Annotated in this window: 23 protein-coding genes; 10 read left to right on the top strand and 13 right to left on the bottom strand. The window is 70.0% G+C overall.

The window, feature by feature from the left end:
• Position 1 precedes the first annotated feature (1 nt).
• Together ACN22W_RS27005 and ACN22W_RS27000 are read right to left on the bottom strand one after the other, a co-directional pair.
• Entirely contained in the window at positions 2-1,000 is a 999-nt protein-coding gene (locus tag ACN22W_RS27005) for a PDR/VanB family oxidoreductase (protein WP_419687819.1), read from the bottom strand.
• Between the two features lie 150 nt (positions 1,001-1,150).
• Positions 1,151-2,548, bottom strand: coding sequence for a spinster family MFS transporter (locus ACN22W_RS27000; protein WP_419687818.1), 1,398 nt, complete (start codon positions 2,546-2,548; stop codon positions 1,151-1,153).
• A 409-nt stretch (positions 2,549-2,957) separates the two neighbouring features.
• On the opposite strand from ACN22W_RS27000, the gene ACN22W_RS26995 reads away from it, so the two are divergent.
• Positions 2,958-4,076 carry a porin gene (locus tag ACN22W_RS26995; protein WP_419687817.1) on the top strand — a complete coding sequence of 373 codons (1,119 nt, stop codon included), beginning with the start codon at positions 2,958-2,960 and terminating at the stop codon, positions 4,074-4,076.
• A 41-nt stretch (positions 4,077-4,117) separates the two neighbouring features.
• Here ACN22W_RS26995 and ACN22W_RS26990 read toward each other — a convergent pair whose 3' ends face one another.
• Positions 4,118-5,155 carry a LysR family transcriptional regulator gene (locus ACN22W_RS26990; protein ID WP_419687816.1) on the bottom strand — a complete coding sequence of 346 codons (1,038 nt, stop codon included), beginning with the start codon at positions 5,153-5,155 and terminating at the stop codon, positions 4,118-4,120.
• A complete protein-coding gene (locus tag ACN22W_RS26985; protein ID WP_419687815.1) occupies positions 5,152-6,126 on the bottom strand; it encodes an AraC family transcriptional regulator in 975 nt (324 codons plus the stop codon). The genes ACN22W_RS26990 and ACN22W_RS26985 overlap by 4 nt, the downstream gene beginning before the upstream one ends.
• A gap of 164 nt (positions 6,127-6,290) precedes the next feature.
• Here ACN22W_RS26985 and ACN22W_RS26980 point away from each other — a divergent pair, with 164 nt between their 5' ends.
• Both ACN22W_RS26980 and ACN22W_RS26975 read left to right on the top strand, forming a co-directional pair.
• Positions 6,291-7,397 (top strand): NAD/NADP octopine/nopaline dehydrogenase family protein, encoded by a 1,107-nt coding sequence (locus ACN22W_RS26980; RefSeq protein ID WP_419687814.1) that lies wholly within the window; start codon positions 6,291-6,293, stop codon positions 7,395-7,397.
• On the top strand, positions 7,394-8,404 hold the full coding sequence (locus ACN22W_RS26975) for a 3-hydroxybutyryl-CoA dehydrogenase (protein WP_419687812.1): 1,011 nt from the start codon (positions 7,394-7,396) through the stop codon (positions 8,402-8,404). Before ACN22W_RS26980 ends, ACN22W_RS26975 begins: the two co-directional genes overlap by 4 nt.
• Before the next feature lie 11 nt (positions 8,405-8,415).
• Here ACN22W_RS26975 and ACN22W_RS26970 read toward each other — a convergent pair whose 3' ends face one another.
• Both ACN22W_RS26970 and ACN22W_RS26965 read right to left on the bottom strand, forming a co-directional pair.
• Positions 8,416-9,753 carry an MFS transporter gene (locus ACN22W_RS26970; RefSeq protein WP_419687810.1) on the bottom strand — a complete coding sequence of 446 codons (1,338 nt, stop codon included), beginning with the start codon at positions 9,751-9,753 and terminating at the stop codon, positions 8,416-8,418.
• Positions 9,754-9,898: 145 nt separating this feature from the next.
• Entirely contained in the window at positions 9,899-10,789 is an 891-nt protein-coding gene (locus ACN22W_RS26965; protein ID WP_419687808.1) for a LysR family transcriptional regulator, read from the bottom strand.
• Positions 10,790-10,890: 101 nt separating this feature from the next.
• Between ACN22W_RS26965 and ACN22W_RS26960 the strand changes: the two genes are divergently transcribed.
• The 7 genes from ACN22W_RS26960 (at position 10,891) to ACN22W_RS26930 (ending at position 19,133) form a co-directional block, all read left to right on the top strand.
• Positions 10,891-12,444 (top strand): AMP-binding protein, encoded by a 1,554-nt coding sequence (locus ACN22W_RS26960; protein ID WP_419687807.1) that lies wholly within the window; start codon positions 10,891-10,893, stop codon positions 12,442-12,444.
• A gap of 13 nt (positions 12,445-12,457) precedes the next feature.
• A complete protein-coding gene (locus ACN22W_RS26955; RefSeq protein WP_419687805.1) occupies positions 12,458-13,639 on the top strand; it encodes an acyl-CoA dehydrogenase family protein in 1,182 nt (393 codons plus the stop codon).
• A gap of 3 nt (positions 13,640-13,642) precedes the next feature.
• Positions 13,643-14,779, top strand: a complete 1,137-nt coding sequence (locus ACN22W_RS26950; RefSeq protein ID WP_419687803.1) for a CaiB/BaiF CoA transferase family protein — start codon at positions 13,643-13,645, stop codon at positions 14,777-14,779.
• Between the two features lie 42 nt (positions 14,780-14,821).
• Complete coding sequence (locus ACN22W_RS26945; RefSeq protein ID WP_419687801.1) at positions 14,822-16,141, top strand: MFS transporter; 1,320 nt, start codon at positions 14,822-14,824, stop codon at positions 16,139-16,141.
• A gap of 126 nt (positions 16,142-16,267) precedes the next feature.
• Positions 16,268-17,326: a porin gene (locus ACN22W_RS26940; RefSeq protein ID WP_412025158.1), complete on the top strand. Its 1,059-nt coding sequence runs from the start codon at positions 16,268-16,270 to the stop codon at positions 17,324-17,326.
• A 38-nt stretch (positions 17,327-17,364) separates the two neighbouring features.
• The gene (locus tag ACN22W_RS26935; RefSeq protein WP_419687799.1) at positions 17,365-17,754 is read left to right on the top strand and encodes a BON domain-containing protein; all 390 of its coding nucleotides are present in this window, start codon (positions 17,365-17,367) and stop codon (positions 17,752-17,754) included.
• Positions 17,755-17,801: 47 nt separating this feature from the next.
• Complete coding sequence (locus ACN22W_RS26930) at positions 17,802-19,133, top strand: serine hydrolase domain-containing protein (protein ID WP_419687797.1); 1,332 nt, start codon at positions 17,802-17,804, stop codon at positions 19,131-19,133.
• A gap of 27 nt (positions 19,134-19,160) precedes the next feature.
• On the opposite strand, the gene ACN22W_RS26925 is transcribed toward ACN22W_RS26930, so the two are convergent.
• From ACN22W_RS26925 to ACN22W_RS26895, 7 genes are read right to left on the bottom strand one after another with little or no spacing between them, the layout of a single operon-like run.
• Complete coding sequence (locus tag ACN22W_RS26925; protein ID WP_129516650.1) at positions 19,161-20,207, bottom strand: ABC transporter substrate-binding protein; 1,047 nt, start codon at positions 20,205-20,207, stop codon at positions 19,161-19,163.
• Positions 20,204-21,355 (bottom strand): NAD(P)/FAD-dependent oxidoreductase, encoded by a 1,152-nt coding sequence (locus tag ACN22W_RS26920; RefSeq protein ID WP_419687795.1) that lies wholly within the window; start codon positions 21,353-21,355, stop codon positions 20,204-20,206. The genes ACN22W_RS26925 and ACN22W_RS26920 overlap by 4 nt, the downstream gene beginning before the upstream one ends.
• Positions 21,348-22,787, bottom strand: coding sequence for an FAD-dependent oxidoreductase (locus tag ACN22W_RS26915; protein WP_419687793.1), 1,440 nt, complete (start codon positions 22,785-22,787; stop codon positions 21,348-21,350). The genes ACN22W_RS26920 and ACN22W_RS26915 overlap by 8 nt, the downstream gene beginning before the upstream one ends.
• Complete coding sequence (locus ACN22W_RS26910) at positions 22,784-23,131, bottom strand: (2Fe-2S)-binding protein (protein WP_419687791.1); 348 nt, start codon at positions 23,129-23,131, stop codon at positions 22,784-22,786. Before ACN22W_RS26910 ends, ACN22W_RS26915 begins: the two co-directional genes overlap by 4 nt.
• A complete protein-coding gene (locus ACN22W_RS26905) occupies positions 23,131-23,925 on the bottom strand; it encodes an ABC transporter permease (protein WP_048245245.1) in 795 nt (264 codons plus the stop codon). The genes ACN22W_RS26910 and ACN22W_RS26905 overlap by 1 nt, the downstream gene beginning before the upstream one ends.
• Positions 23,922-24,899: an ABC transporter permease gene (locus ACN22W_RS26900; protein ID WP_193101205.1), complete on the bottom strand. Its 978-nt coding sequence runs from the start codon at positions 24,897-24,899 to the stop codon at positions 23,922-23,924. The genes ACN22W_RS26905 and ACN22W_RS26900 overlap by 4 nt, the downstream gene beginning before the upstream one ends.
• A complete protein-coding gene (locus ACN22W_RS26895) occupies positions 24,900-25,982 on the bottom strand; it encodes an ABC transporter ATP-binding protein (protein ID WP_048245247.1) in 1,083 nt (360 codons plus the stop codon). It abuts the gene before it with no gap.
• Between the last annotated feature and the right edge of the window lie 153 nt (positions 25,983-26,135).

Raw genomic sequence — 26,135 nt, 5'->3', positions numbered from 1 at the left:
GTCAGAGATCGAGGACGAGCACCGCCGAGCGCGCGCGCGACACGCAGCAGCAGATCACCGTGTTGCTCGCGCGTTCGGCCTTGCTGAGGCAGTGGTCGCGATGATCGGGCTCGCCGTCGACGACGGGCACCATGCAGGTGCCGCAGACGCCTTCGCCGCATGACGTATCGACCTCGATGCCGATCCGCGCGAGCGCGTCGACGATCGACGTGTCGGGCGTGACGCGCACCGATTGCCCGCTGCGCTGCAGCCGCACTTCGAAGCCGTCGGCCAGGCCGGCACCGGCACTGGCATTGGAATCCGCATTCGCATCGGCGGCGGCCGGTTCCGCCGCGAAGCGTTCGAGATGGATCGACGCGTCGGGAACGCGCGTCGCGGCGGCCGTGACCACCGCATCCATGAACGGCCCCGGGCCGCATGTGTAGACGTGGGCATGTGCATCAACCGACGCGACGCAGCGGCCGAGTTCGGCCGCGAGCGCGTCGGGCTCGACACCGTAGTGGAACGTCACGTGCGACGCAAACGGCTCGGCCGACAGTTCGTCGACGAATGCCGCATGTTCGCGGCTGCGCGCGAAGTAATGCAGCCGGTAGCGCGCGCCGCGCCGGTGCAGCGCATACGCCATCGACAGCAGCGGCGTGATGCCGATACCGGCCGCGATCAGCACGTGCTCGCTCGCGTTATCCGTCAGACGAAACAGGTTGCGTGGCGCGCCGATCGACAGTTCGGCGCCAACCGTCACGTCGTCGTGCAGCGAACGCGAGCCGCCGCGCGACTGCGCTTCCTTCTTCACCGCGAACAGGTAGCTGCCGCGCTCGTCGGGGTTGCCGCACAGCGAGTACTGACGCGTGATGCCGGACGGTGCGGTGACGTCGATATGGGCGCCCGGTTCGTACGCGTCGAACGGCTGACCGTCGACGCGCGAAACCCGGAAACAGCGGATGTCCTGCGCCGCGTCGATCAGCGCGTCGATCCGGACCTGGTGGCGGTTCGCTTGCATGGGAAATTCCGTGGGGTAAGGAAAAAGCGGCGCGGCAGATACCGCACCGTCATGCGATCGAGAATAGGGATGGGCATCGCATAAATCAAATCGATAAAAAAGCGATGATGGAATCAGTCTAATTGATAATGGTCAGGCGACGAGTTGCGATCAGCGCGCAGCTACCGCGTCGCCCGCATCGGCCGTGTGCGGCACCGCGGCCGATGCATGACCGCGTTCGCGATCGAGGCTGCGGCGAAAGTGCCGGCACCCGGCGGCGAGCAGCAGCGCGGCGAGCGTGGCCGCCGCGACGTTGACGATCGACATCGAATGGCCGACCGCCGCCGGCGCGCCGAACACGCGATCGGTGAACAGCGCGACGACGGTCGTGCCGATCCCGAGCGCGATCAGGTTCGACACGAGCAGGAACAGCGCGGAGATCTGCGCGCGCATCTGGTTCGGTGCGAGCGTCTGCATCGCGGCGGTGGACGTCGGCATCGGGAACGACGCGAAGAACATCGCGACGACGAGCATCGCGAGCGACGCCGGCAGCGAGTCGAGCTGCGTGAACAGCGTCGCGGGGATCACCATGCACGTGGCGCCGATCGCGCCGGCGCGCATCGGCGCATCGTTGCGGCCGCGCCGCAGCAGCCAGTCGTTGAGCCAGCCGCCGCAGAACACGCCGGCGGTGTTCGCGACCAGCAGCACGATGCCGAGCGTGTAGCCGGCTTCGACGGCCGTCATCCCGAAGCGGCGGATATAGAACGCGGGCGTCCAGCTCAGCAGGCAGTACAGCGTCATCGCATAGAACGAGAAGCCGAGGTAGTGGCACGCGAAGGTCGCGCGGTGCGTGCCGACGAAGCGCAGCGAATCACGCATCGACACGCGCCGCACGGCGCCCGAACGATCCTGCGCGAGCCCCTTGCGCTGCGGGTCGCGCACGGTCGCGGCGAACAGCAGCGCGACGAAGAGCCCCGGCAACCCGACGATCAGGAACGTGACCTGCCACGCATGCACCTGCCCGACGACCGGCAGCGTGAACGCGCTCGCATGCTTGAGCAGCGCGATCACGTAGCCGCCGATCAGGAACGCCACGCCGCCGCCGATGAACGAGCCGAGCGAATACACGGCGATCGCGCGCCCGAGCTTCTCCTTCGGGAAGTAGTCGGCCAGCATCGAATACGCGCCGGGCGACAGCGCGGCCTCGCCGACGCCGACACCCATGCGCGCGATGAACATCTGCACGAAATGCTGGCTGAGCCCGCATGCGGCGGTCGCGACGCTCCACAGCGCGATGCCGATCGAGATGATCCGCGGGCGCGCGTAACGGTCGGCGAGATACGCGACGGGCAGCCCCATCACCGCGTAGAACAGCGAGAACGCGAAGCCGTTGAGCAGGCTGAACTGCGTATCGGACAGGTGCAGGTCGCGCTTGATCGGTTCGATCATCAGCACGAGGACCTGGCGGTCGACGAACGAAAAGACGTACGCGAGCATGCAGATGACGACGACATACCATTCGTACGTATAGCGCTTGCCGTCGGCAGCGCGGGCCGTGGATGCGGACATGCGGATTCTCCAGGAGCGGGCGGTGGGGATGAGCGGCATCGGCCTTGCTGGCCGGCACCGGCGCGGCGCGAAAGCGTGCGGGTGACACGATCGGAGACGCAGCGTAGTCGGCCAAATTCGGCCGCCATAGCCGGAGTGACAGCCGCGCCACACGGACATTTACCGACCCGGATAAAGAAAACACCGAGGTCGTGTGCGCAGGGCGCCGTGCAACGTGCGTGCGGCGGGGCGCGCACGCTTCATGCGGTGCATCTATAAGCGTTATAGATCGCGTTGCGTCGACGTCCGAAATTGTCGTTCCTAGACTCGGCCCGTTTTTCATTGGCGGCGTTGGCCCTTCGCGGCGAACGCGCTTCACACCAGACGGCGCGATGCCGACAGGCGCCGGCACTTCTACGGGACGACAACGATGAACCATCCGAACAGGCGGGCCGACCGGCTTGCCGTACCGCTTGCCGTGCTGCTCGCCAGCACGGCGCTGCCCGCCGCCGCGCAATCGAGCGTGACGCTTTACGGCCGCGTCGACACCGCGATCGAATACGCGAACGCCGGACCGAACCACGTGACGCGCATGGGCAGCGGCAACCTGTTCGCGTCGCAGTGGGGGCTGAAGGGCGTCGAGGATCTCGGCGGCGGCTATGCGACGATCTTCAAGCTCGAGGACGGCTTCAACGCGGCGAGCGGCGCACTGTCGAACAGCAGCGCGCTGTTCGGCCGCGAAGCGTGGGTCGGCATCACGGGGCCGTTCGGCGGCGTGCAGTTCGGCGAGCTTTATACGATCGTGCATACGACGCTCGTCACGTACAGCCTGCCCGGCCTCGGCGCGGGGCTCGCATGGGGCAACGCGACCAACAACTTCGTCGGGCCGGCATTCCTGCGCGTGCGCAACTCGATGCGCTATACGTCGCCGCGTTATGCGGGCTTCATGCTGCGCGCGATGGCCGCGCGCGGCACCAACGGCGCGGCCGGGCAACCGGCGACGCTCGGCGATACGTATGGCGCGGGCGTCAACTACGCACGCGGCGGCCTGTCGGTCGACGTCGACACCATGCAGCAGAAGTTCAGCCCGGTTGCCGCATCCGCCCTCGGCGACACGAGCCCGGCCGCGAACGGGAACTACACGGTCGGCGCGATCTCGTACGACTTCAGCGTCGTGAAGGTCGCCGCGCTGTATATGCGCCATCGCGGCGGGCCCGACGTCGCGACCGCGATCGACAGCCAGAGCGCGTATCCGCACAGCGACATCATGGAACTGAGTGCGACGGTGCCGATCGGGCGCGCGTCGCTGCTGCTGAGCGTCGGCCATTACCGCAAGGTCGCGGACAGCGAAGGCAACGCCGATTCGTACGGCATCCGCTTCGACTATCCGCTGTCGAAACGCACGGTGCTGTACACGGGCGCCGCGATGGTGCGCAACGGCGCGCATGCGCGCTTCGTCGTCAACGGCGCGGCGGGCGGCGGCGTCGCGGTTGCGAAGCCCGGCGCGACCGCCAGCTCGATCGTCGCGGGCATTCTCACGTCGTTCTGATCGTCGCGGCCACGCCGGCCGGCCCGCGCCGGCGTGCGTCGTTAGGCGCAGGCGGGCGGCTGCGGCGCGAGCCATGCGTCGAACGGCGCCTGCTGGCCGATGCTGAACAGTTCGAGCAGCAGCGCGCGCAGCCAGCGATGGCCGGGGTCCGCATCGAAGCGCCGGTGCCAGTACGCATTGACGGCCCATTCGCCCGCGTCGGCAATCTCGTACAGCGTGCACGGCTGCCGCGCCGCGAACGTGATCGCGATGGTTTCCGGCAGGATCAGCGCGTAGTCGCCGTCGCGCAGCAGCGCGGGCACCACCATGAAATCGGGCAGCGCCGCGCGCACGCGCGGCATCAGCCCGTGCCGTTCGAGCAACTGCATCGATTGCGGATGCGACGTGACCGCGACAAAGCGCAGCGCGTCGGGCGCCGTGCCGTCGAGCACGAAATCGTCGGGCAGTGCGGCGCGTTGTGCGGTGCGGCGCGGCATCAACAGCACGCAGCGTTCGTGCAGCAGCGCGGTGCGCTGGAAGTGGCTCGACGCATCGGCGAAATGCCCGAGCGCGAAATCGATCCGCCCCGATTCGAGTGCGACGTTGAGCTGGCATTCGTCGACATGCAGCGTCTCGATCACCGCACCCGGCGCGCGGCGGTCGAATTCGGCGAGCATCGTCGGCAGGAACGCGCTCGCCGCGAAATCGCTCATGTGCAGGCGGAACACGCGCTGCGTGCTGTCGGGCGCGAAGCGCGAGCCTTCGTCGAGTATGTCCTGCAGGATCGCGAGCGCCTTGTCGACCGATAGCGCGAGCCGCTGCGCGCGCGGCGTCGGCTCGACGCCGGTGCCGGTGCGCACGAACAGCGCGTCGCGGAACATCAGCCGCAGCCGGCCGAGCGCGTAGCTGACGGACGGCTGCGTGACGCCGAGCCGCAGCGCCGCGCGGCCGACATGCCGCTCCTCGTAGACCGCGCGAAACGTCTTCAGCAAGTTGAGATCGAGATCCTGCACGCGCAGGCCGTCGTGCGCGTCGCTGTCGCGCGCTGCGGGTTCGGCGCGGGCGGGGGCCGCGGGGCGGCCGGGGGCGGAGTGCGTCATCGTGTTTGCCTCGCGGTGACGGAAGGCGCGTGGCCGTAACGCCGCGCATACGCCTTCGCGAAATGGCCGAAGCCATGGATGCCGTGCGCGATCAGCACGTCGGTCACGCTGCGCGCGTCGCCGCGTTGCAGCGCCGCGTGCACGGCGGCAAGCCGGCGCTCGCGCACGTAGGCGGCCGGCGTGGTGTGCAGGAACGCGCGGAACGCGTGCTGCAGCGTGCGCGGTGCAACGCCCGCGACAGCCGCCAGCGCGGCGAGCGCGAGCGGTTCGCCGAGATGCGCGTCGACGTGGTCGCATGCTCGGCGCACGTGCGCCGGCAGCAGTGGCGTGCCGCGCGCGAGCGCGTCGCTGTACGAATGCGGCAGGTGCGTGAGCAGCAGCGACATCAGCCACGCGGTGAGATCGGCGCTGAAGGTGGTCGCGGCCGTGCCGATGCCCGGCTGCGCGCCGAGCCGGCACAGATACTCGAACGTCGGCAGCACGAGCGCGGCGCCCGTGCCGGTGCCGCCGGCCGCGAGTTCGAACTGCAGCGGCCGCGTGAGCGTTGCGTGCAGCATGTCCTGCAGCTTGCGTTCGAGCGCGCCGCGTTCGAGCCGCAGCACGAGGTTGCGGCAATCGGGGCTCGTGCGCAGGCGGCTCGCGAGCGCGGGCGACGACACGGTCAGCTCGCCGGGGCCCGCGTGCGCGACCGCGGCGCCGGCCTGCAGCTCGCATGCGCCGGCGAGCGTCAGCCTGAACAGGAAATGATCGGCGTCGCCGCCGAAGTCGATGCGCGTTTCGCGACCGTAGCAGAGTTCGAGCAGCGCGCCGTGATGCAGCGGCACCTCGTACAGCTCCGCGCGAAACGGATCGCGGCCGTGCGCGGCCATCCGGTGCGGCCCGAGCCGGTGCGCGACTGCGCGTTCGACTTCGTCGGGCGCCTGCAGCGTGCCGAGCCGGTTCGGCGCATGGCGGGAAAGGGCGATATCCATTCGTGGGCCTCGGAGCGGATGCGTTGGCGCAGCGGCATGCGCGGGCGGCGCATACGTAGTGCCGCGATTGCGTTGCGCGAACGGGCGTGCCGTTGCGCGTTTTGAAGCGACGCGACGGGGGCGGCCGCGTAGTCTCGATCACACTTGATCAACCGGAGACGACGATGAAGGTATGTGTACTGGGCGGCGGCCACGGCTGCCATGCGGCGGTTATCGACCTGCTCGACAAGGGGCACGACGTGACATGGTGGCGGCGCGATCGCGAGCCGCACGCACGGCTGCGCGAGCTCGGCGTATTGAACGTGACCGACTATCGCGGCAAGCGGCCGATTCCGCTCGGCGACGCGCCCGGCGCGATTCGCCTGACCGACGATCTCGCGGCCGCGCTGCGCGGCGCGCGGCTCGTCGTGGTGCCGCTGCCGGCCACGTCGCACGACGCACTTGCCGCGCAGGTCGCGCCGCTGCTGGAGGACGGCCAGGTCGTGTTCCTGCCGCCCGGCACGTTCGGCAGTGTCGTGTTCGCGCGCGCGGCGGCCGATGCCGGCAATCGTTCGCGTGTCGCGTTCGCCGAGACGGGCACGCTGCCGTACCTGGTGCGCAAGCATGGCGACAACGAGGTCGTGATCAGCGCGTATGCGACGCGCCTGCCGACCGGCGTGTTTCCGGCGAATGCGGCCGGCTGGGCGTTCGACGTGCTGCGCGCGGGTTATCCGTCGGTCGAGCCGGTCGAGGACGCGTTGTCCGGCGCGCTGATGAACGCGGGGCCCGTGATCCATCCGCCGCTGATCCTGATGAACGCGGGGCCGCTCGAACACTTCGACGCGTGGGACATCCACAACGAAGGCACGCAACCGGCGATCCGCCGCGTGACGAACGCGCTCGACGCCGAGCGCATTGCAGTACGCGAAGCGCTCGGTTATCGCGCGCCGCATTTCCCGCTCGCGGATCACTACGCGGCCGACGGCGACGAGTGGATGTACGGGCGTGGCGCGCACGGCAAGCTGACCGATAGCGGCGACTGGCGCGAGAAGATCGATCTGCGCACGCATCGCTACATGCTCGAGGACACCCGGCTCGGGCTGTCGCTCATCGTGTCGTGCGGGCGCTGGGCCGGTGTGCCGACGCCCGTCGCGCAGGGGCTGCTGAGCATCGCGAGCGCGGTCGCCGTGCGTGACCTGTATGCGGAAGGCCGCACGCTGGAGCGGCTCGGGCTGGCGGCGCTGTCGCACGACGCGCTGCGCGCGCTGCTCGACGCGGGGTACCCGGCATGATCGCGGCCGCCGATGTGACGCGCGTGCACGTGCTCGGCGCGGGACGGATGGGGCAGGGGATCGCGCTCGTGTTCGCGTTCGCGGGGCTCGACGTGACGCTGGTCGACTTCAAGCCGCGCGACGCGGCCGGATGGCGTGCATTCGACGCACGTACGCGCGACGAAATCGCGCGGCCGCTGCATGCACAGGTCGCGCTCGGCCGCATCGATGCCGCGCAGGCCGACGCCGTCGTCGCACGCATGGTGCTCGTCGCGCGCGACGGCGCGGCGGAAGCGGTGCGCGACGCCGACGTCGTGTTCGAGGCGCTGCCCGAAGTGCTCGACGCGAAGGCCGATGCGCTGCGCTGGCTCGGCGCGCACGTCGATGCATGCGCAACGATCGCGTCGACGACGTCGACGTTCGTCGTCACCGAGTTGCAGCGCCATGTTGCGCATCCCGCACGGATGCTGAATGCGCACTGGCTGAACCCCGCGTTGCTGATGCCGCTCGTCGAGATCAGCCGCAGCGACGCGACGGATCCGTCCGTCGTCGATCGACTCGCCGCGCTGCTCGTGCGGGTCGGCAAGAAACCGGTGATCTGCGGGCCGGCGCCCGGTTATATCGTGCCGCGCATCCAGGCGCTCGCGATGAACGAGGCCGCGCGGATGGTCGAGGAGGGTGTCGCGAGCGCCGAGGACATCGATACGGCGATCCGCACCGGTTTCGGCCCGCGCTTCGCGGTGCTCGGGCTGCTCGAATTCATCGACTGGGGCGGCTGCGACATCCTGTACTACGCGTCGACGTACCTGGCCGGCGAGATCGGTCCGCGCTTCGCGCCGGCCGACAGCGTCGTGCGCAACATGGAGGCCGGACGCGACGGCGTGCGCACGGGCGCCGGCTTCCACGACTATGCGGAGGTCGACGTGCCCGCATACATGCGGCAGCGGCTCGGCGAGTTCGCGCGGCTGCTCGACCACCTCGGGCTGGCGCCGGCATTCGACGGCGCGCGGCGCACCGGCGCGCGCTGAGCGTTGCGCGGTCACGCCGCGTCGCCGTGCGAACCGTCGGGCTGCGTGGTGCGCGTCTCGCGCATCACGCACAGCGTGGCGACCGTGACGAGGCCGAGCGCGACGAGGAACAGCGAGACGGGCCACGACGCGTGATAGCGCGCGAGCAGCGCGGTCGCGATCAGCGGCGACATTCCGCCCGCGAAGATCGACGCGACCTCATGGCCGAGCGCGACGCCCGAGTAGCGCACCTCGGTGCTGAACAGCTCGCCGACGAGCGCGGGCAGCGTGCCGATCATCGCGCCGTGGCTGACGGCCGTGCCGACCGTCAGCGCGAGCCAGACGAGCGGCGTCGCGCGCGTGTCGAGCAGCCAGAAGAACGGGAACGCGCAGGCGACGAGGCTCAGCGCGCCGATCAGGTACACGGGCTTGCGGCCGATCCGGTCGGACAGCCGGCCCCACGCGAGCATCGCGCCCATCTCGACGATCATCGCGATCATCACGCCGGTCAGCATCACGCCGTTCGGGATGCCGACGTACTTGCCGTAGACGAGCGAGAACGCGAGGAAGATGTACGCGCCGCCGTTCTCGGCCACGCGCAGCCCCATCGCGAGCAGGATTTCCTTCGGGTGGCGGCGCAGGCATTCGACGATCGGCAGATGCGACTGCGCGCCGCGCTTGCCGGCCTGCTCGAAGTCGCGGCTTTCCGGCAAATGGCGGCGGATATAGATGCCGATCGCGAAGATGGCGATGCTCGCGAGGAACGGCAGCCGCCAGCCCCACGCGCGGAACGCGTCGTCCGGCAGCGCCTGCGCGGCGAGAAACGCGGCCGACGACAGCACGAAGCCGCCGCCCACGCCGAGCTGGCTCCAGGCCGCGTAATAGCCGCGCTGCTCGGGCGGCGCGTTCTCGCTGATCATCAGCACGCCGCCGCCCCATTCGCCGCCGGACGCGATGCCCTGCAGCAGGCGCAGCGCGACGAGCGCCGCGGGCGCCCACAGGCCGACCTGCGCGTAGGTCGGCAGCAGGCCGATCGCGAAGGTCGATGCGCCCATGATCAGCAGCGTCCATACGAGCGACGCCTTGCGCCCGTAACGATCGCCGACGTGGCCGAACACGATCCCGCCGAGCGGCCGCGCGACGAAGCCGAGCGCGAACGCCGCGAACGCGGCGAGGCTGCCTGCGAGCGGCGACGCGCCGGGCGGAAAGAACACGTGGCCGAACACGAGCGCCGCGGCCGTGCCGTACACGAAAAAGTCGTACCACTCCATCGCGTTGCCGGCGACGGAGGCGATGACGATCCGGCGCAGTTGCCGGTCGGCGAGCGGCCGCGTGGCGCTCGGGGATTGCACGGTGTCGGTCGGGTACATGGCGGACTCTGAAGGGGGAGGCGGGCGCGCGCCGTCTGTGCGGCACTGCGGGCTAGTGTTGTCGGCACCGCCTTCCCGGTCAAATCCGCAGAAAAAGGGGAGTGTCATCACTCCCGCAAATGATGGTCGCGGCGGGGGCGCGCGGCTATTTCACGCGCGCCTGCAGCAGCGCGACGATGCGCTGCACCAGCGGCGGCAGGTACGCGCCGGCCCGATGCATCGCGGCGATGCGCCGTCCGAGGTCGAGTTCGCCGGGCAGCAGGTCGAGCGCGCGCAGCCCGTTGAGCTGATCGAGCGCCTCGGTTCCGCCGACGCACAGCAGCGGCGTGCCGCGCAGCAGGTGCAGCAGCGACGTGCTGCCGAAATCCGTTTCGACACGCAGGCGCGGGCCGGCCAGGCCGCGCGCGCGGAACGCGTCGTCGATCTGGCGCCGCACGGGCAGCGTCGTCTCGGGCAGCAGCCATTCCTGGTCGACGAGATCGGCGAGCGTGAGGCCGCGCTTGCGCTGCAGCGGATGCGCTTCGTCGGCGAGCACCGACAGGCGGTCGCTGAACAGCTCGACGCGCGCGAGCGTCGGGTCCGGCTGCGTCGGCGCGGGTGCCACGACGAGATCGAGCTCGCCGGCCGCGAGCAGGTCGAGCAGTTCGCGCGCGAGCCGGCAGCGCAGCCGCAGCTTCGCGGCCGGCCGTTCGCCGATCAGTTGCCGGCACGCGCCGAGCACCAGCGCGGTCGGCACGGTCGGCGAGTAGCCGATCCGCACGACGCCCTGCTCGCCGCCGCGGATCGCGCGCATCTCCTGCATCGCGTCGTCGAATTCGAGCGCGATCCGCTGCGCACGCGCGACGAACCGCGCACCGGCCGGCGTCGGCGTCATGCCGCTCGCGGTTCGGTCGAACAGCGTTACGCCGACCTGCGTCTCGAGCCGCTGCATGGCCTTGGTCAGCGCCGGCTGCGACAGGCCCAACGCGTCGGCGGCCTTGCCGATGCTGCCGTGCCGTTCGACGGCCAGCAGGTATTCCAGATCGCGCGTATCCATCAGGGGATTCCCACGGGTTATGACTTTATAGCCAGTGATGCATTGTGGTGATGCCCGTGCATCTTACAGACTGGCGGCATCGTTCGACCAGGAGAATTCGCTTGAGCTTCGCCTACTTCCTGCGGCGCGCGGCCCGTTACTGGGGCGACCAGCCCGCCGTGCTGCATCGCGACCGCGCCGTCACCTACCGTCAGCTCGACGAGCGTTCGACGCGCCTCGCGAACGCGCTGCGCGGGCTGGGCTTCGCGCCCGGCGCGCGGATCGCCGTGCAGGCCCGCAACGCCATCGAACTCGTCGAGATCGAGTGCGCGCTGTACAAGGCCGGCCTCGTGAAGGCCGCGCTGAATCCGCGCTTCACCGCGGCCGAGGCGGCCGACGTCGTCGGCAACTGCACGCCCGTCGCGTTCATCGGCGGCCGCGGTTATACGCATTACTCGCCGGACTCGCCGGGCTTCGCGTCGGTGGAGCGGTTCGTATCGCTCGACGGCGCGACCGACGGTTACCTCGATTACGAAACGCTGCTCGCGCAGGGCAGCAGCGCGATGCCCGACTACGCGCCGGCCATCGACGATCTCGCGGTGCTGCATTTCTCGTCCGGCTCGACGGGGCGCATCAAGGCCGCGATGCAGAGCTACGGCAACCGGCTCGCGTCGCTGCGCAAGATCGTGCTGGGCATGGACCGCCCCGCGCAGCCCGGCGACCGGCTCGCGCTGATCGGGCCGATCACGCACGCGTCGGGCATGCTGATGCAGCCTTACCTGTTCTGCGGCGCGACGCTCGTGCTGTTCGACGCATTCGAGCCCGCGCGCTTCCTCGCCGACGTGGCGCGGTTGCGCATCACGCACGCGTTCATGGTGCCGGCGATGATCAACATGGTGCTGAACGAGCCGGACCTCGTGCACGCCGACCTGCGCAGCCTGAAGGTGCTGGGCTACGGCGCGGCGCCGATGGCGCCGGCGCGCATCGAGGAGGCGTGGTCGCGCATCGGCCCGGTGCTGTCGCAGGGTTACGGCGCCAGCGAGTCGACATCGGGCGTCACGCGTCTCGGCATCGCCGATCACGCCTACGCGCTGCTGTCCGATCATGCGCGGCTCGCGTCGTGCGGCCGGCCGCTCGGCGAGACGGAGGTGCGTGTCGTCGACGCGAACGGGCGCGAAGTCGAAGGCGACGCGATCGGCGAGATCGTGATTCGCGGCGCGGACGTGTTCCAGGGGTACTGGAACGCGCCGGAGCTGACGCGCGAGGTGCTGGTCGACGGCTGGCTGCATACGGGCGATCTCGCGCGCACCGACGACGAAGGCTTCATCTACCTCGTCGACCGCAAGAACGACATGATCATTTCCGGCGGCTTCAACGTGTACCCGACGGAAGTCGAGGCGACGCTGTACCGGCACGCGGACGTGCTCGAGGCGTGCGTGGTCGGCGTGCCCGACGAAAAGTGGGGCGAGGCCGTGAAGGCCGTCGTCGTGCTGAAGCCCGGCCGCGACGCGCAGGCCGCCGATCTCGTCGCGCATTGCCGCGCGCTGCTCGCCGACTACAAGCTGCCGCGTGCCGTCGATTTCGTCGCGGAGCTGCCGAAGAACGCCAGCGGCAAGATCGCCCGCAAGCTCGTACGCGAGCAGTACTGGCACGGCGTCGCGCGCCGCGTCAACTGAAGGAGAACTCACCATGTTCGATCATCTGGACCGCCCCGAATTCGTCGCGCTGCGCGCGGCCGTATTGCGTTTCGTCGACGACGAACTGCGCCCGATCGAGCGCGAGCTGCGGCTCGACTCCGAATCCGTGTGGCCGCGCGACGTGCTGCGCCGCGTGTGGCGACGCTCGTCCGAACTCGGTTTCTACACCGCGAGCCTGCCCGTCGCGCTCGGCGGCAAGGGCCTGTCGATCGTCGAGACCTGCGCGCTGAAGGCCGACCTCGCCGCATCGGGCGCGGCGCTTGCACCGCACGTGCTCGGCGAACTGGGCGGGCCGCCGCGCGTCGGCAACATGCTGAAGTACGCGACGCCTGAGCAGCTCGAGCGCTATTTCAAGCCGGTGATGCGCGGCGAGAAGTCGACCTGCTTCGCGCTGACCGAACCGCATTCGGGCTCGGACGCGATGAGCATCAGCACGAGCGCGACCGAGGACGGCGACTCGCTCGTGATCAACGGCGCGAAGCACTACATCAGCGGCGCGCCGTTCGCCGATTTCGCGATCGTGATGTGCGTGACCGACGCGGCCGCGACGCCGCCGCAGATCACGGCGGTACTCGTCGATCTCGACCTGCCGGGCGTCACCGTCGAGCACGAGTACGTGCCGATGTCGGGCCAGCACATCGATGCGGACATCCGCTTCGACAACGTGCGCGTGCCGCGCGAGAACGTGTTCGGCGGCGTCGGCAACGGCTTCAAGCTCGGCATGTCGCGGATCAACGTGAACCGGCTGCTGCATTGCCCGACGATGCTCGGCCTCGCGATGTCGGCCCATCGTGCGTCGCTCGACTACGCGCGCACGCGCCGGCAGTTCGGCGGCCCGATCGCGCGCTTTCAGGCGATCCAGCACATGCTCGCCGACATGGCCGCCGCGCTGTGGGCGTGCGAGAGCATGATCGCGCACACGGCGATGCTCGCCGACGCGGGCGCCGACCTGCGCATGGCGGCGGCCGCGTGCAAGCTGTTCGTGTCGGAGCGCTGCTTCGAGGTTGCGGACAAGGCCGTGCAGATTCACGGCAACGTCGGCGTGACGCGCGGCCATCCGGTCGAGCAGACCTTCCGCAAGCTGCGGATGTTCCGGATCCTGACCGGCACGAGCGAGATCCAGCGCAACACGATCGCGAAGGCGATTCTCGAACCGGCCGGCGCGGGAGCGTGAGCGATGACGATCGATGCCCCGCGCGATGACGAACCGGCGCAGCCGCACGCGAAACCCGCGTGGTCGTGCCTGAACGACGTGACGATCCTGGACCTGAGCCAGTTGCTGCCGGGCCCGCATGCGTGTGCGCTGCTTCGGCAACTCGGTGCCGACGTCGTCAAGATCGAGCCGCCGCTCACCGGTGACGCGTCGCGCCTGCTCGGCGATGCCGTGTTCGCGCAGTTCAACCGCGGCAAGCGGTCGGTCGCGCTCGACCTGAAGGCGCCGGCGGATCGCGACCGCTTTCTCGATCTCGTGCGCGGAGCCGACGCCGTCGTCGAAGGCTTCAGGCCCGGCGTGATGGCGCGCCTCGGGATCGGCTACGACACGCTCGCGCGCATCAACCCGCGCATCGTGATGTGCTCGATTTCGGGCTACGGGCAGGATGGCCCGAATGCTGCGCGCCCCGGCCACGACCTGAATTTCCTCGCGGAAGCCGGTTACTGGGCGATCCCGGCGCAGGTCGACGACGTGGTCGGGCGGCCGCGCGTGCGGCTCGCGGACTACGCGGCCGCGATGCATGCGGCGCTGGCGTTGTCGGTGGCCGTGACGAGCGCGCGTGCGAACGGGCACGGGCAGCACCTCGATGTATCGATCCACGACGCGACGCTCGCGTGGACGGCGCCCGCCGCATGGGCGTCGCGCGCGCATCGCGCGGCATCGTCCGACGCGCCGTGGGTGATGCCCGACAACGACCTATTCGAGACGGCAGACGGCCGCCATCTCGCGCTCGGCATCCTCGAGGACAAGTTCTGGATGACGCTGGGCGATGCGCTCGGCGACGCGTTTCCCGCGCTGCGCGATCTGCGTTTTGCACGTCGCGCCGGCCGGCAACGGCATAAGCGCGAGGTCAGCGAACTGCTGAGGTCGATGTTCGCTAGCCGCACGCTGGACGACTGGATGCGCGCGCTGCGCGGGTTCGACCTGCCGGTGTCGCCGCTTCTCGACCCGGACGAACTGTTCGCCGATCCGCATGTGCGTGCGCGCGGTGTCGCCCGCGAGATCGACGGGGCGCTCGCCGTGCGCTTTCCGGTGAAGTTCTCGCTGGGGCTGCCGGACGGCGACGACCACGTGCCGGGCTTGGGCGAGCACGACGCGTAGCGGCCGCGCACGACGGCCCTGACAGAAAACACGGAGACACGGATGACGACAGGCGACACGCAATACCGCCCGGCACGGGCATGGTCGATCGCGATCATGCTCGCGCTGATGATGCTGGTGAATTTTCTCGACAAGGTGGCGCTCGGGCTCGTGTCGGTGCCGATGATGCGCGAGCTGCACCTGAGCCCGACGCAGTTCGGCCTGATCGGCGGCAGCCTCAACTGGCTGTTCGCGGTCGCGGCCGTCGCGGGCGGCATCGCCGCGAACCGCTGGCCGGCGAAGTGGCTGTTGTTCGGGATGGCGGCCGCGTGGTCGGTGCTGCAGTTGCCGATGCTGGTTGCGGGTTCGATCTGGGTCGTGATCGCGTGCCGCGTGCTGCTCGGCGCGGGCGAAGGGCCTGCGTCGCCGGTCGCCGTGCATGCGCTCTACAAGTGGTTTCCGGATGCGCGGCGCAACCTGCCGGTCGCGCTGCTGCATCAGGGCAGCGCGCTCGGGATGCTGATCGCCGGCCTGTCGATTCCGGTCGTGACGACGCATTGGGGCTGGCGCGCGAACTTCGCGTTGCTCGCGGCGCTCGGCGCGTTGTGGTGCGTCGCATGGGCCGCATGCGGCGAGGAGGGCACGCTCGTGCGCGGCGGCCGCGTCGCGGGCACGGCCGGCATCGCGCGCGGCGAACGCGTGCCGTACGGGCTGCTGCTGACCGATCGCACGGTAATCGGCAATTTCCTCGGGCATTTCGCGGCGAACTGGATCCTGGCGATGAGCCTGACGTGGATGCCGGCCTATCTGCAGCTCGGGCTCGGTTTCGAGCCCCATGCGGCGGGCCGGATGTTCGCGCTGTTCGTCGCGACGACCTCGCCGCTCAGCCTCGCGCTGGCGTGGCTGTCGCAGATGCTGCTCGCGCGCGGCGTGCCGTCGCGCTACGGGCGCGGCGTGTTCGTCGCGACGACGCTGGCGATCGCGGGGCTGCTGCTGGCGGCGCTCGCGCTGCCGGACCTGCCGCGCGCGGCGAAGCTCGCGGCGCTGACGCTTGGCAGCGGGATGACGCTGACGATGTATTCGATCGGCCCGGCAATGCTGGCCGAGGTCACGCCCGATGCCCAGCGCGGCGGCGTGCTCGCGCTCAGCAACGGCTTCGCGTCGCTCGCGGGCCTCGGCGCGCCGATCGTGACGGGCATGCTGATCGAGGCGGCCGGCGCGTCGACCGCGCGCGGTTTCGAGCAGGCGAGCCTCGTATGCGGCGTGGTGCTCGTGCTGTGCGGCGCGCTCGGCGTGCTGTGCCTCGATCCGCAGCGATCGCTGCGCCGCCTCGCGCAACGGCCGCACGACACGCCGGGCGCGATGCGCGAGTCGCGCGGCTGACGCAGCAGTATCGGCCATACCGGAATAAAGAGCGTTCCTGAAACGCAGTAATCCTTATCGATTGGCAGGGAAGCAAGGAAGCAAGAAAGCAAGAAAAGAGACGATTCGACAACAAGGAGGAGACGCATGAGAAAGGTGATGGTAGCGGCGCTGATCGGCGCGCTTTCGGGGGCCGCGCACGCGCAGTCCAGCGTGACGCTGTTCGGCCGGATCGGCGGCGGCGTGCGCTGGGTCAATGGCTTGCCGGGCGGCAGTCAGGTTGGCTTCAACAACAACATCATCGCGGGCAACGAGTTCGGGCTGCGCGGCAAGGAGGATCTCGGCGGCGGGCTGAAGGCACTGTTCGTGCTCGATGGCGCGTTCAACAGCGGCACCGGCGCGGTGAAGACGGCCGGCACGCTGTTTTCGCAGGCCGCGTATGTCGGCCTGTCGGGCGATTTCGGCCGCGTGACGCTCGGCCGCCAGTTCAACGCGGCCGAGGATCTCGGCATCGCGCTCGATCCGCTCGGCGGGCGCGGGCAGTCGCTTTCGGTCGAGCCGGGCGTGCTGTTCGACGGCAACTTCTTCACGCTCGATTCGCGCTTCAACAACACGATCAAGTATCTCGGGCAGGCGGGCGGGTTGCGGGTCGGCGCGAGCTATTCGCCGGGCGGCGTCGCGGGCGCGTCGCGCGCGGGCACCAACTATTCGGCGGCCGCGATGTATACGCTGGCCGACCTGATGGGCGGCGCGTCGTACGCGAAGACGTACAGCCCCGACGGCTCGCAATCGGCGCAGACGATCCAGGCCGGCGGCACGCTGCAGCTCGGTCGCGCACGCTTCTACCTGAGCTATGCGTCGCTGAACGTGACCGCGAACAAGGCCGGTGCGCCGTCGCGTCGCGACGACATCCCGTCGTTCGGCGTCGTCGTGCAGCCGCTGCCGGCAGTGCAGTTGAGCGCGGCCGCGTTCTACGACCGCGCGCGCAATCTCGGCAACGCGTCGGGCGCGGACGGCCACAAGCTGACGACCTATGCGATCGCCGAGTACTTCCTGTCGAAGCGCACCGAGCTGTATGTCGAAGTCGACCGCAACGGGATGACCGGTGCGTACATGCGCGACCCCGCGACGATCGCGGCGCTGAACCTGCGGCGCGGCGCGAGCGCGACGACCGGCGTGTCGATCGGCCTGATGACGCAATTCTGAGGTTTCCTTCAACCGCTTTTCCGGAGTGTGATTCGATCATGCGTACTTCATCCCGACTTGCCGCGGGGCTGCTGATGGCGGCATGCTGCACCGTCGCCGCCCATGCGCAATCCGATGCCGCGAGCGCGGCGGCCCCGTCGTCGGCGCCCGTGCTGGAATCCGCGCAGGCGCCTGCGCCGACCAGCCTGTCGCCGGCGCAACGCAAGGCAGCCGACCGCAAGCTGCAACGCCGCGTCGGCACGGCGCTCGCACGCACCAAAAACCTGAACGCGACGCGCATCCTCGTGCGGGTGCGCGACGGCAACGTGACGCTGGCCGGTTCGGTCACGGATACGAACCAGGTGAATCTCGCGGCGGCGGCCGCGCGGCGCGTCGACGGTGTCGCGTCGGTGTCGAACCTGTTGCGAATCGACGGCCAGCAACCCTGATGGCCGGGCACGTCGCCCGTTCACTTTCCACTACGAGGCATGACTCGATGCGAATTCATCGACGCTTTACAGCTAGCCGGCGCACCCGCCGGCTGGCCGGCACCTTCGTGCTCGCCGGCGGGCTCACGCTCGCCGCGACCGCGCCCGCCGCGACCGACGTCGCCGCGCCGGGCGTGATGCAGGGCTTTCCGCCGCCGGCCGACCAGGCCGTCAACAAGGCGAACGCGTTCACGCCGGCGCGACTGCGCTGGGCGTTGAGCAACACGCGGCTGCTCGCGCCGACGGCCGGCATCCGGCATGCGGCCGCGCCGATGCCGCTCCCCGCGCAACCGGCGCCCGGTCTCGACGCGCTGCCCGTCACGATCGGCGGCGAGACGCTGACGCTCGATGCGTACCTGCGCGCGACCCATACCGACGGCTTCATCGTCGTGCAGCGCGGCCGGGTCATCTACGAGCGGTATTTCGACGGCTTCCGGCCCGATCAGCCGCACGCATGGGCGTCGATGACGAAATCGGTGACGGGCCTGCTGGCCGCACAGATGATCGAATCCGGTGTGCTCGACGCGGGCGCGCCGCTGTCGCGCGCGGTGCCGGAACTGGCCGACACGCCGTTCGGCAGCGCGACGCTGCAGCAGAACCTGGACATGGAAGTGCCCACCGCCTATACGCCGGGCGTGCCGCCCGATCTCGGCCTGTTCGGCGCCGTCGGGCTGGTGCCGCACCGCGAAGGCGCGCCGGCCAGCATCGTCGAGTTCCTGCAGACCGTGCGGCGCGTGCCGGACGTGGCGCCGGGCAGCCTGTGGTTCTACCAGAACGGCTCGCCGGAAGCCGTCGCGTGGGCGATGCAGCGCGCGACGGGGCAGTCGTGGAGCGCGCTGGTCGAGCGGTGGCTGTGGCGCGATTTCGCGGAAGACGATGCCTACGTCGCCGTGGACCGCAACGCGATGGCGATGGCGAGCGGCGGGCTGTATACGACGCTGCGCGATGCCGCGCGCTTCGCGGAACGCGTGCGCACCGGGCTCGGCGGCGCGCCGGGCACGCTGCCCGCCGCGACGATTCGCGCGGCGCTGCAGCCCGCGCACAACGCGGCGCTGTTCGCGAAGGGCAACGTCGTGCCCGGCAAGGACGGTGATGCGTATCGCGACTACTGGTATCAGGTGAACGACGGCGACGGCTCGTTCGCGGCGGCGGGGCGCTTCGGCCAGTCGATCCTCGTCGATCCGAAGACCGCGCTGACGATCGTCAAGTTCTCGTCGTCGCCGGACTTCGCGCCGCGTGCGCTCGATGCGCACGGCGACGCCGCCCGGCCGCGCGCCGCGCTCGAACGCGGCGACGCGCTGAGCATGGTCGCGCGCGCGCTCGCCGAGCGGCTGCGGTAACGCACCCGCACCCGCGCCCGTGCGGGATCAGCGCTCGATCTGCCGGTTCCAGCGCGTATCCCACTGCGCGCGGCGTGCGTTGATCGCGGTCCAGTCGACCACGGTCACCTTGCGCACGAGATCGTCGACGTTGCCGAGGCTCTGCTGCATCGCGGCGGGCATCTTCGCGAGCCGGTTGGTCGGGATCTGCTTGCCGGCCTCGGCGGCCTTCGTCTGCGCGGGCGCGGACAGCAGGAACTGCGCGAGCTTTTGCGCGAGCTGCGGATCGGGATTGTTCGCGACCACGCACAGGTCGACGAGCAGCAGCACGGGGCCTTCCTTCGGGTTCGCATACGCGACCGGAATGCCCTTGTCCTGCAGGTCGCCGACACCGGTTGGCGTGAGCGGGAACAGGCCGGCTTCGCCGGTCTGCACCATCTCGGAGATCTTCGCCGAGTTCGGGATGTACTCGACGACGTTCGGCCCGACGGTGCTTGCCCACTTGCTGAAACCGGGCTCGACGTTCTGCTCGTTGCCGCCGAGCAGCCGGTTGATCGCGAGGAAGCCGTGCAGCCCGAACGTGCTGCTCGACGCCGACTGGAACACGACCTTGCCCTTGTATTTCGGATCGGCGAAATCCATCCACGACGTCGGCGGCGTCCAGCCTTTTTCCGCGAACAGCTTCTTGTTGTACGCGATGCCGGTCATCCCGAGCTGCACGCCCGCGCCGACGTCGTCCTTCATCCGCGCGAACGGATACAGCTCCTTCAGCACCGGCGAATCGTCGAGCTTCTGGCACACGCCGAGGCTGACCGCGCGCGCCATCACGCCGTCGTCGAGGAACGCAACGTGAATCTGCGGCTTGTTGCGGTTCGCGAGCAGCTTCGCGAGCACGTCCGACGACGTGCCGGGCACGACGACGACCTTCACGTTGTTCGCCTTCTCGAAGTCGGGCAGCACCTGGCTCGTATAGGCCTTTTCCATCGGGCCGCCGTTCATGCCGACGTAGATCGTCTTCGTTTGCGCGCACGCGGGCGCGCTGACGCCAGCCATGCAGAGTGCGGCTGCGGCCGCGATCGTTCCGAGCAGTTTCATCGAGAGGTCTCCTCTTGGGGGAAGGGGGCGGCCGGCGCGGCTTGCGGGGCAAAGCGGCCGATCGAGAAGGCAGTCAGGGGCGTGGCGGTTTCGCCGGTCGTGACGAGGTCGGCGAGCACGTCGCCGACACCGGGCGCGAGCAGGAAGCCGCCGCCGGAAAAACCGAACGCATGCAGCAGGCGCGGCGTCGTGCCGCTCGCGCCGATGATCGGGTTGTGGTCGGGCGTGCAGCCTTCGACGCCGCTCCATGTGCGGATCAGCAACGCGTCGCGCAACGCGGGCAGCAGTGCGCACGCATCGCGCATCACCGCGCGCGTCGTATCGACCGACGGCTGGCCGAATTCGCCGTCGCCGCGGCCGCGCCCGCCGCCGATCACGCAGTTGCCGCGCGCCACCTGCCGCGCGTACACGCCGCCGCCGTACACGCCGAGGTTGTGCGTGATGAACTGTGGCAGCGGTTCGGTGACCCACATGTTCGGGTAGATCGGTTCCATCGGCACGGCTTCGCCGAACCGCTCGGCGATCGTGTTGGCCCAGGCGCCGGCCGAGTTGATCAGCCACGTCGCGGTGCATGCGCGGCCGCCCGCGAGAAAGTGGAAGCGCGCGCCGTCGTGGCGAACGTCGTCGACGCTGGTGTGCTCGAGCACGTCCGCGCCGGCCGCGCGGGCGGCGCGCGCGAACGCGGGCGACACGAGGCGCGGGTTCGCATGGCCGTCGGTTTCACACAGCGAGCCGCCGAGCGCCGCGCGGCCGAGCCACGGATAACGACGGCGGAACGCGTCGCCGCGCATCACCTGCAGCGGCAGGCCGTGCTCGCCGGCGAGCGTCGCGTAGGCGTCGAGCGCGTCGAGATCGGCGTCGCTGCGCGCGAGCCGCAAGTGGCCCGACACGACGAATTCGCCGTCGATGCCGATCAGCTCGGGCAGGCGATCCCAGATGCGCCGCGCGCGCAACGCGAGCGGCAATTGCTCGGCCGGGCGGCCCTGGCAGCGCACGCCGCCGTAGTTCACGCCGCTCGCCTGCGCGCCGCAGTCGCGCCGCTCGAACAGCCCGACGCGCAGGCCGCGACGTGCCAGCGCGAGCGCGGCCGACGCGCCGACGAGGCCGCCGCCGACGATCGCGACGTCGTAATGACGGGCATCACTCATCGCGCGCCTCGTCGGGAATCGCCGCGACATCGTCGCCCGCGAGCGCGGCTGAGATCGGGAACGGCTTCACCGGCGGTTGCGCGCGCAACCGGCCGACATCGGCGAGCGGGCGGCCGGTTTCGGCGGCCAGCACAAGCGCGGCCGCGTCGCCGCACATGCGGCCCTGGCAGCGGCCCATCCCGACGCGTGTCAGCGCCTTCAGCCGATTGAGTTCGGTTGCCGCGCCGGCACGGATGCAGCGCCGCAGCGTGCCCGCATCGATCTCCTCGCAGCGGCACACGATCGTGTCGTCGGGGCAGCGCGCGGCCAGCCCGTCGGGCGGCGCGAACGCCGCTTCGAGGCCCGCGCGGAACGCGCCGACGCGCGCGAGCGTGCGTTCCAGCGTCGCCGCGTCGGGTTTGCCGGCCGGCGACGGCGATGGTGATGCGATGCAGGCATCGTCGAGCAGCGCGAGCGCCGCGCGGCGGCCCGACGCTTCTGCGGCGTCGGCGCCCGCGATGCCCGCACCGTCGCCCGCGACGTAGATGCCGCGCACCGACGTGCGGCCGGCCGCATCGCGTTCGGGCAGCCACGCGCGATTGACCGGATCGAAACCGAACCGGCAGCCGGCGAGATCGGCGAGCTGCGTTTCCGAACGCAGGCCGAAGCCGAGGCCGAGCGCATCGCAGTCGAGCACATGCAGTTGTGCATCGTCACCGGCCGCGCGCCATGCGAGCCCCGTCACATGCTGTTCGCCGAGCACGCGTTCGAGCGTGACGCCCGTTTCGATCGCCACGCCATGCGCGCGCAGCCAGCCGATGTAATAGAGCCCCTTCGCGAAGGTCGACGGCATGCGCAGCAGCGCGGGCGCGGCGGCGGCCTGGCGGCGCAGCGGGCTCGTGTCGAGCACGGCCGCGACCTGCGCGCCGGCCTTCGCATACTGGTACGCGACGAGGTAAAGCAGCGGCCCCGTGCCGGCGAACACGATGCGCCGGCCGATCGCGCAGCCTTGCGCCTTCAATGAGACCTGCGCGCCGCCGAGCGTATAGACGCCCGCGAGCGTCCAGCCGGGCACGGGCAGCATGCGGTCGGTCGCGCCGCTCGCGACGATCAGGTGCGAGTAAGGCACGGTCACTTCGTGGCCGTCCTGCAGCGTATCGACGCGGCCCGCGCCGCACGCCCACGCAAGCGTGTCCGGCCGGTAGTCGACGTGCGGCAGCAGCGCGGCCATCGTCCGGTGCACGGCGTCGGCTTTCGCGGCCTCGAAACCGTACAGCGTGCGTTTGCCGCGCGCGAACGCGCCGCCGGCCGGCGGTTGCCGGTAGATCTGCCCGCCCCAGCGCGCGTTCTCGTCGATCACGACCGGGCGCAGCCCCGCGTCGACCAGCGCCTCGGCAGCGCGCACGCCGGCCGGGCCCGCGCCGACGATCACCGGTTGCAGTGCGTGGTTCATTGCGCGCCTCCGTCCGGTGCGGGCGGCGTGCCGGTCACGATCCGCATGCCTTCGGTGATTGGCGTCGAGCACGCGCGCAAGCGCGCGCCGGCCTCGGTGCGCACCCAGCAGTCCTGGCATGCGCCGATCAGGCAGAAGCCCGCGCGCGGCAGGCCGCTGAATTCGCTGACGCGCACGCGGCGCTGCGCGACGAGGATCGCGGTGAGCACGGTGTCGCCGGCGAGCGCGTGCGCGGGGCGGCCGTCGAGCGTGAACGCAACGGCGGCGCGCTCGCGCTCGGCGACGCGCACGAACTGCGCGCCGTCGGCCGGGTCGTTTGTAGAACGGGAAACGGGAGTCGACATCAGTGTTGGCCGATCAGGATGCGGTTCAGGCCGTACACGCGATCGAGCAGCAGCATCGCGCCGGCGGTGATGAAGATGACGAGCGCCGACACCGACGCCATCATCGGGTCGATCGACTCGGTCGCGTACATGTACATGCGCACGGGCAGCGTGACCGTCTGCGGCGACGTGACGAAGATCGACATCGTCAGCTCGTCGAAGCTGTTGATGAACGCGAGCAGCCAGCCGCCCGTGATGCCGGGCACGATCATCGGCAGCGTGATGCGGCGGAACGTCGTCCACGGGTCCGCGCCGAGCGAGCACGCGGCTTGCTCGATGCTGCGGTCGAGGCCCGCGACGGACGCGAGCACGAGCCGCATCACGAACGGCGTGATGACGATCATGTGCGCGAGCACGAGCCACGCGAACGAGCCGGTTGCGCCGATCAGCGCGAAGAAGCGCAGCAGCGCGATGCCGAGCACGAGGCCGGGGATCACGAGCGGCGACAGCAGCAGGCCGTTCAGGAACGCGCGGCCGGGAAACGCCGCGCGGCCGATGGCGAGGCCCGCCGGCAACGCGATCGCGAGCGACAGCGTCGCCGATGCGAACGCGAGCTTCACGCTGTTGAAGAACGCGGTGACGAAGTCGGGGTAGTCGAGGATCGCGCGGAACCAGCGCAGCGACAGCCCGTGGGTCGGCAGCGTCAGCGTTTCGTCGGGGGTGAACGCAACCAGCACGACGATCGCGAGCGGCGCGAGCACGAACAGGATCACGAGCGTGTGGAACGCAAGGGCGAAGGGGCCGTTTTTTCTCATCGCGATGCGCCTCCGAGGCTGCGCGCGTAGCGGCGTTCGAGCACGCGGTAGTAAGTGAGCATCACGACGAGGTTCGCGACCAGCAGCAGCACCGCGATCGTCGCGCCGAGCGGCCAGTTCAGCGAGCCGAGGAATTCGTCGTAGACGGCCGTGGCCGCGACCTTCAGCCGGCGTCCGCCGAGCAGGCCGGGAATCGCGAACGCGCTCGCCGACAGCCCGAACACCATCAGGCTGCCCGACAGCACGCCGGGCATCAGCTGCGGCAGCACGATGCGGCGCAGCGTCGTGAACGGCGACGCGCCGAGCGACAGCGCCGCGTGCTCGGTCTGCGGATCGAGCCGTTGCAGCGCGGTCCACACCGGAATCACCATGAACGGCAGCATCACGTGCACCAGCGCGATCACGATCGCGAAGGTCGTGTATTCGAGCTTGTAGGGCCCGAGGCCGACGAGCCCGAACGCCTGGTTCACGAGCCCGCTCGTGTTCAGCAGCATGCTCCAGCCGAATGCGCGCACGACGACCGACACGAGCAGCGGCGCGAGGATCGCGAGCAGGAACAGCGAGCGCCACGGGTCGCGCATCTTCGACAGCACATACGCTTCCGGCGTGCCGATCGCGACGCAGATCGCGGTCGTCAGCGCGGCGATCCCGAACGTGCGCGCGAAGATCGTGTGGAAGTACGACGAGCCGAGCACTTCCGCGTAATTGCCGAACTGGAACGCGGCGATCGGGCCGGTGGCCGGGTCGTAGCGGTAGAACGTCAGCATGAGCGTCATCGCGAGCGGCACGAGCACGAGCGCGGCGAACAGCGCGAACGCGGGTGCGCACATCAGCCACAGCGGCGCATGCGCGCGCCATGTCGCGCGTTTCGTGCGCCCGGTGGCGGCGCGGGCCGGCACGGCGTCGGGCGCGGCAGGCCGCGCGAGGCCGGCCGTCGCGCCGTCGGTGGGCAGCGGGCGGGAGGGCTGTCGCATTCAGGCCTCCCGGCGCATCACGCGCACCGCATCGCTGTGCCAGTCGATGCCGACCGGCGCGCCTTCCGCGAGCGGCTCCGCGCCTTCGTTCTGGCAGCACACGAGCACTTCGCCGAGCGCGCTGTCGACGCGGTACAGCCATTGGCTGCCGAGGAAGAAGCGGCTCGTCACCGTCGCGGCGAAGCGGCCCGCATCGGGCGCGCACAGCCGCAGTTTCTCGGGCCGGATGCAGACCGACACGGCATCGCCGACGCGCACGTCGCGTTCGCGCGGCGGCAGGTGCGCGGTGCGGCCCGTCTCGGCGAGATCGTGCCCGAGGTCGATGCGGATCGCGTCGCCGTCGTGCGCGACGATCGTGCCGGGCAGCAGGTTCGCCTTGCCGATGAACTGCGACACGAAGCGGTTTTCCGGGCGCTCGTACGCGCGGTACGGCGTGTCGGTCTGCGTGATGCGGCCGGCTTCCATCACGACCACGCGATCGCTGATCGACAGCGCTTCCGACTGATCGTGCGTGACCATGATCGTCGTCGTGCCGATCTTGCGCTGGATCGCGCGCAGCTCGAACTGCATGTCCTCGCGCAGCTTCGCGTCGAGGTTCGACATCGGTTCGTCGAGCAGCAGCACCGGCGGCTCGATCACGACCGCGCGCGCGATCGCGACGCGCTGCCGCTGGCCGCCCGACAGCTCGCGCGGAAAGCGGTGCGCGAGCGCATCGAGGCGCACGAGCGCGAGCGCCGCGCGGATCCGCTCGGCGCGCTCGGCCTTGTCGACGCCGCGCATGTCGAGGCCGAAGCCGACGTTCTCCGCGACGCTCATGTGCGGAAACAGCGCATAACTCTGGAACACGATGCCGAGCCCGCGGCGGTTCGGCTTCAGGTGCGTGATGTCCTGCCCGTCGAGCGCGATGCGGCCGCGCGTGACGTCGACGAAGCCGGCGATCATCTGCAGCGTCGTGGTCTTGCCGCAGCCCGACGGCCCGAGCAGCGACACGAATTCGCCTTGTTCGACCGACAGGTTGACGTCGGCGACGGCGGTGAGGTCGCCGAAGGTTTTCGTCAGATCCGACAGCGTGAGAAACGACATGGGGAGCTCCGGGTTCGCACACCGAGTGGCCGGTGCACCAATGACGCGGACTCTAGCCAGCCATATTTCGGAGCGTCAATTTCGAATTCTGTTCAACGGGATGAATTTCGGAAAAATTCCGATGACCGGAATGGATCGGCGAATCGCATGCAA

Origin of the sequence: Burkholderia theae, from assembly GCF_048565265.1 — a bacterium.
In the GTDB taxonomy this organism is placed as follows: domain Bacteria; phylum Pseudomonadota; class Gammaproteobacteria; order Burkholderiales; family Burkholderiaceae; genus Burkholderia; species Burkholderia theae.
The sequence above is the reverse complement of the archived record's forward strand: the minus strand, read 5'-3'. Positions and strand labels throughout refer to the sequence as shown.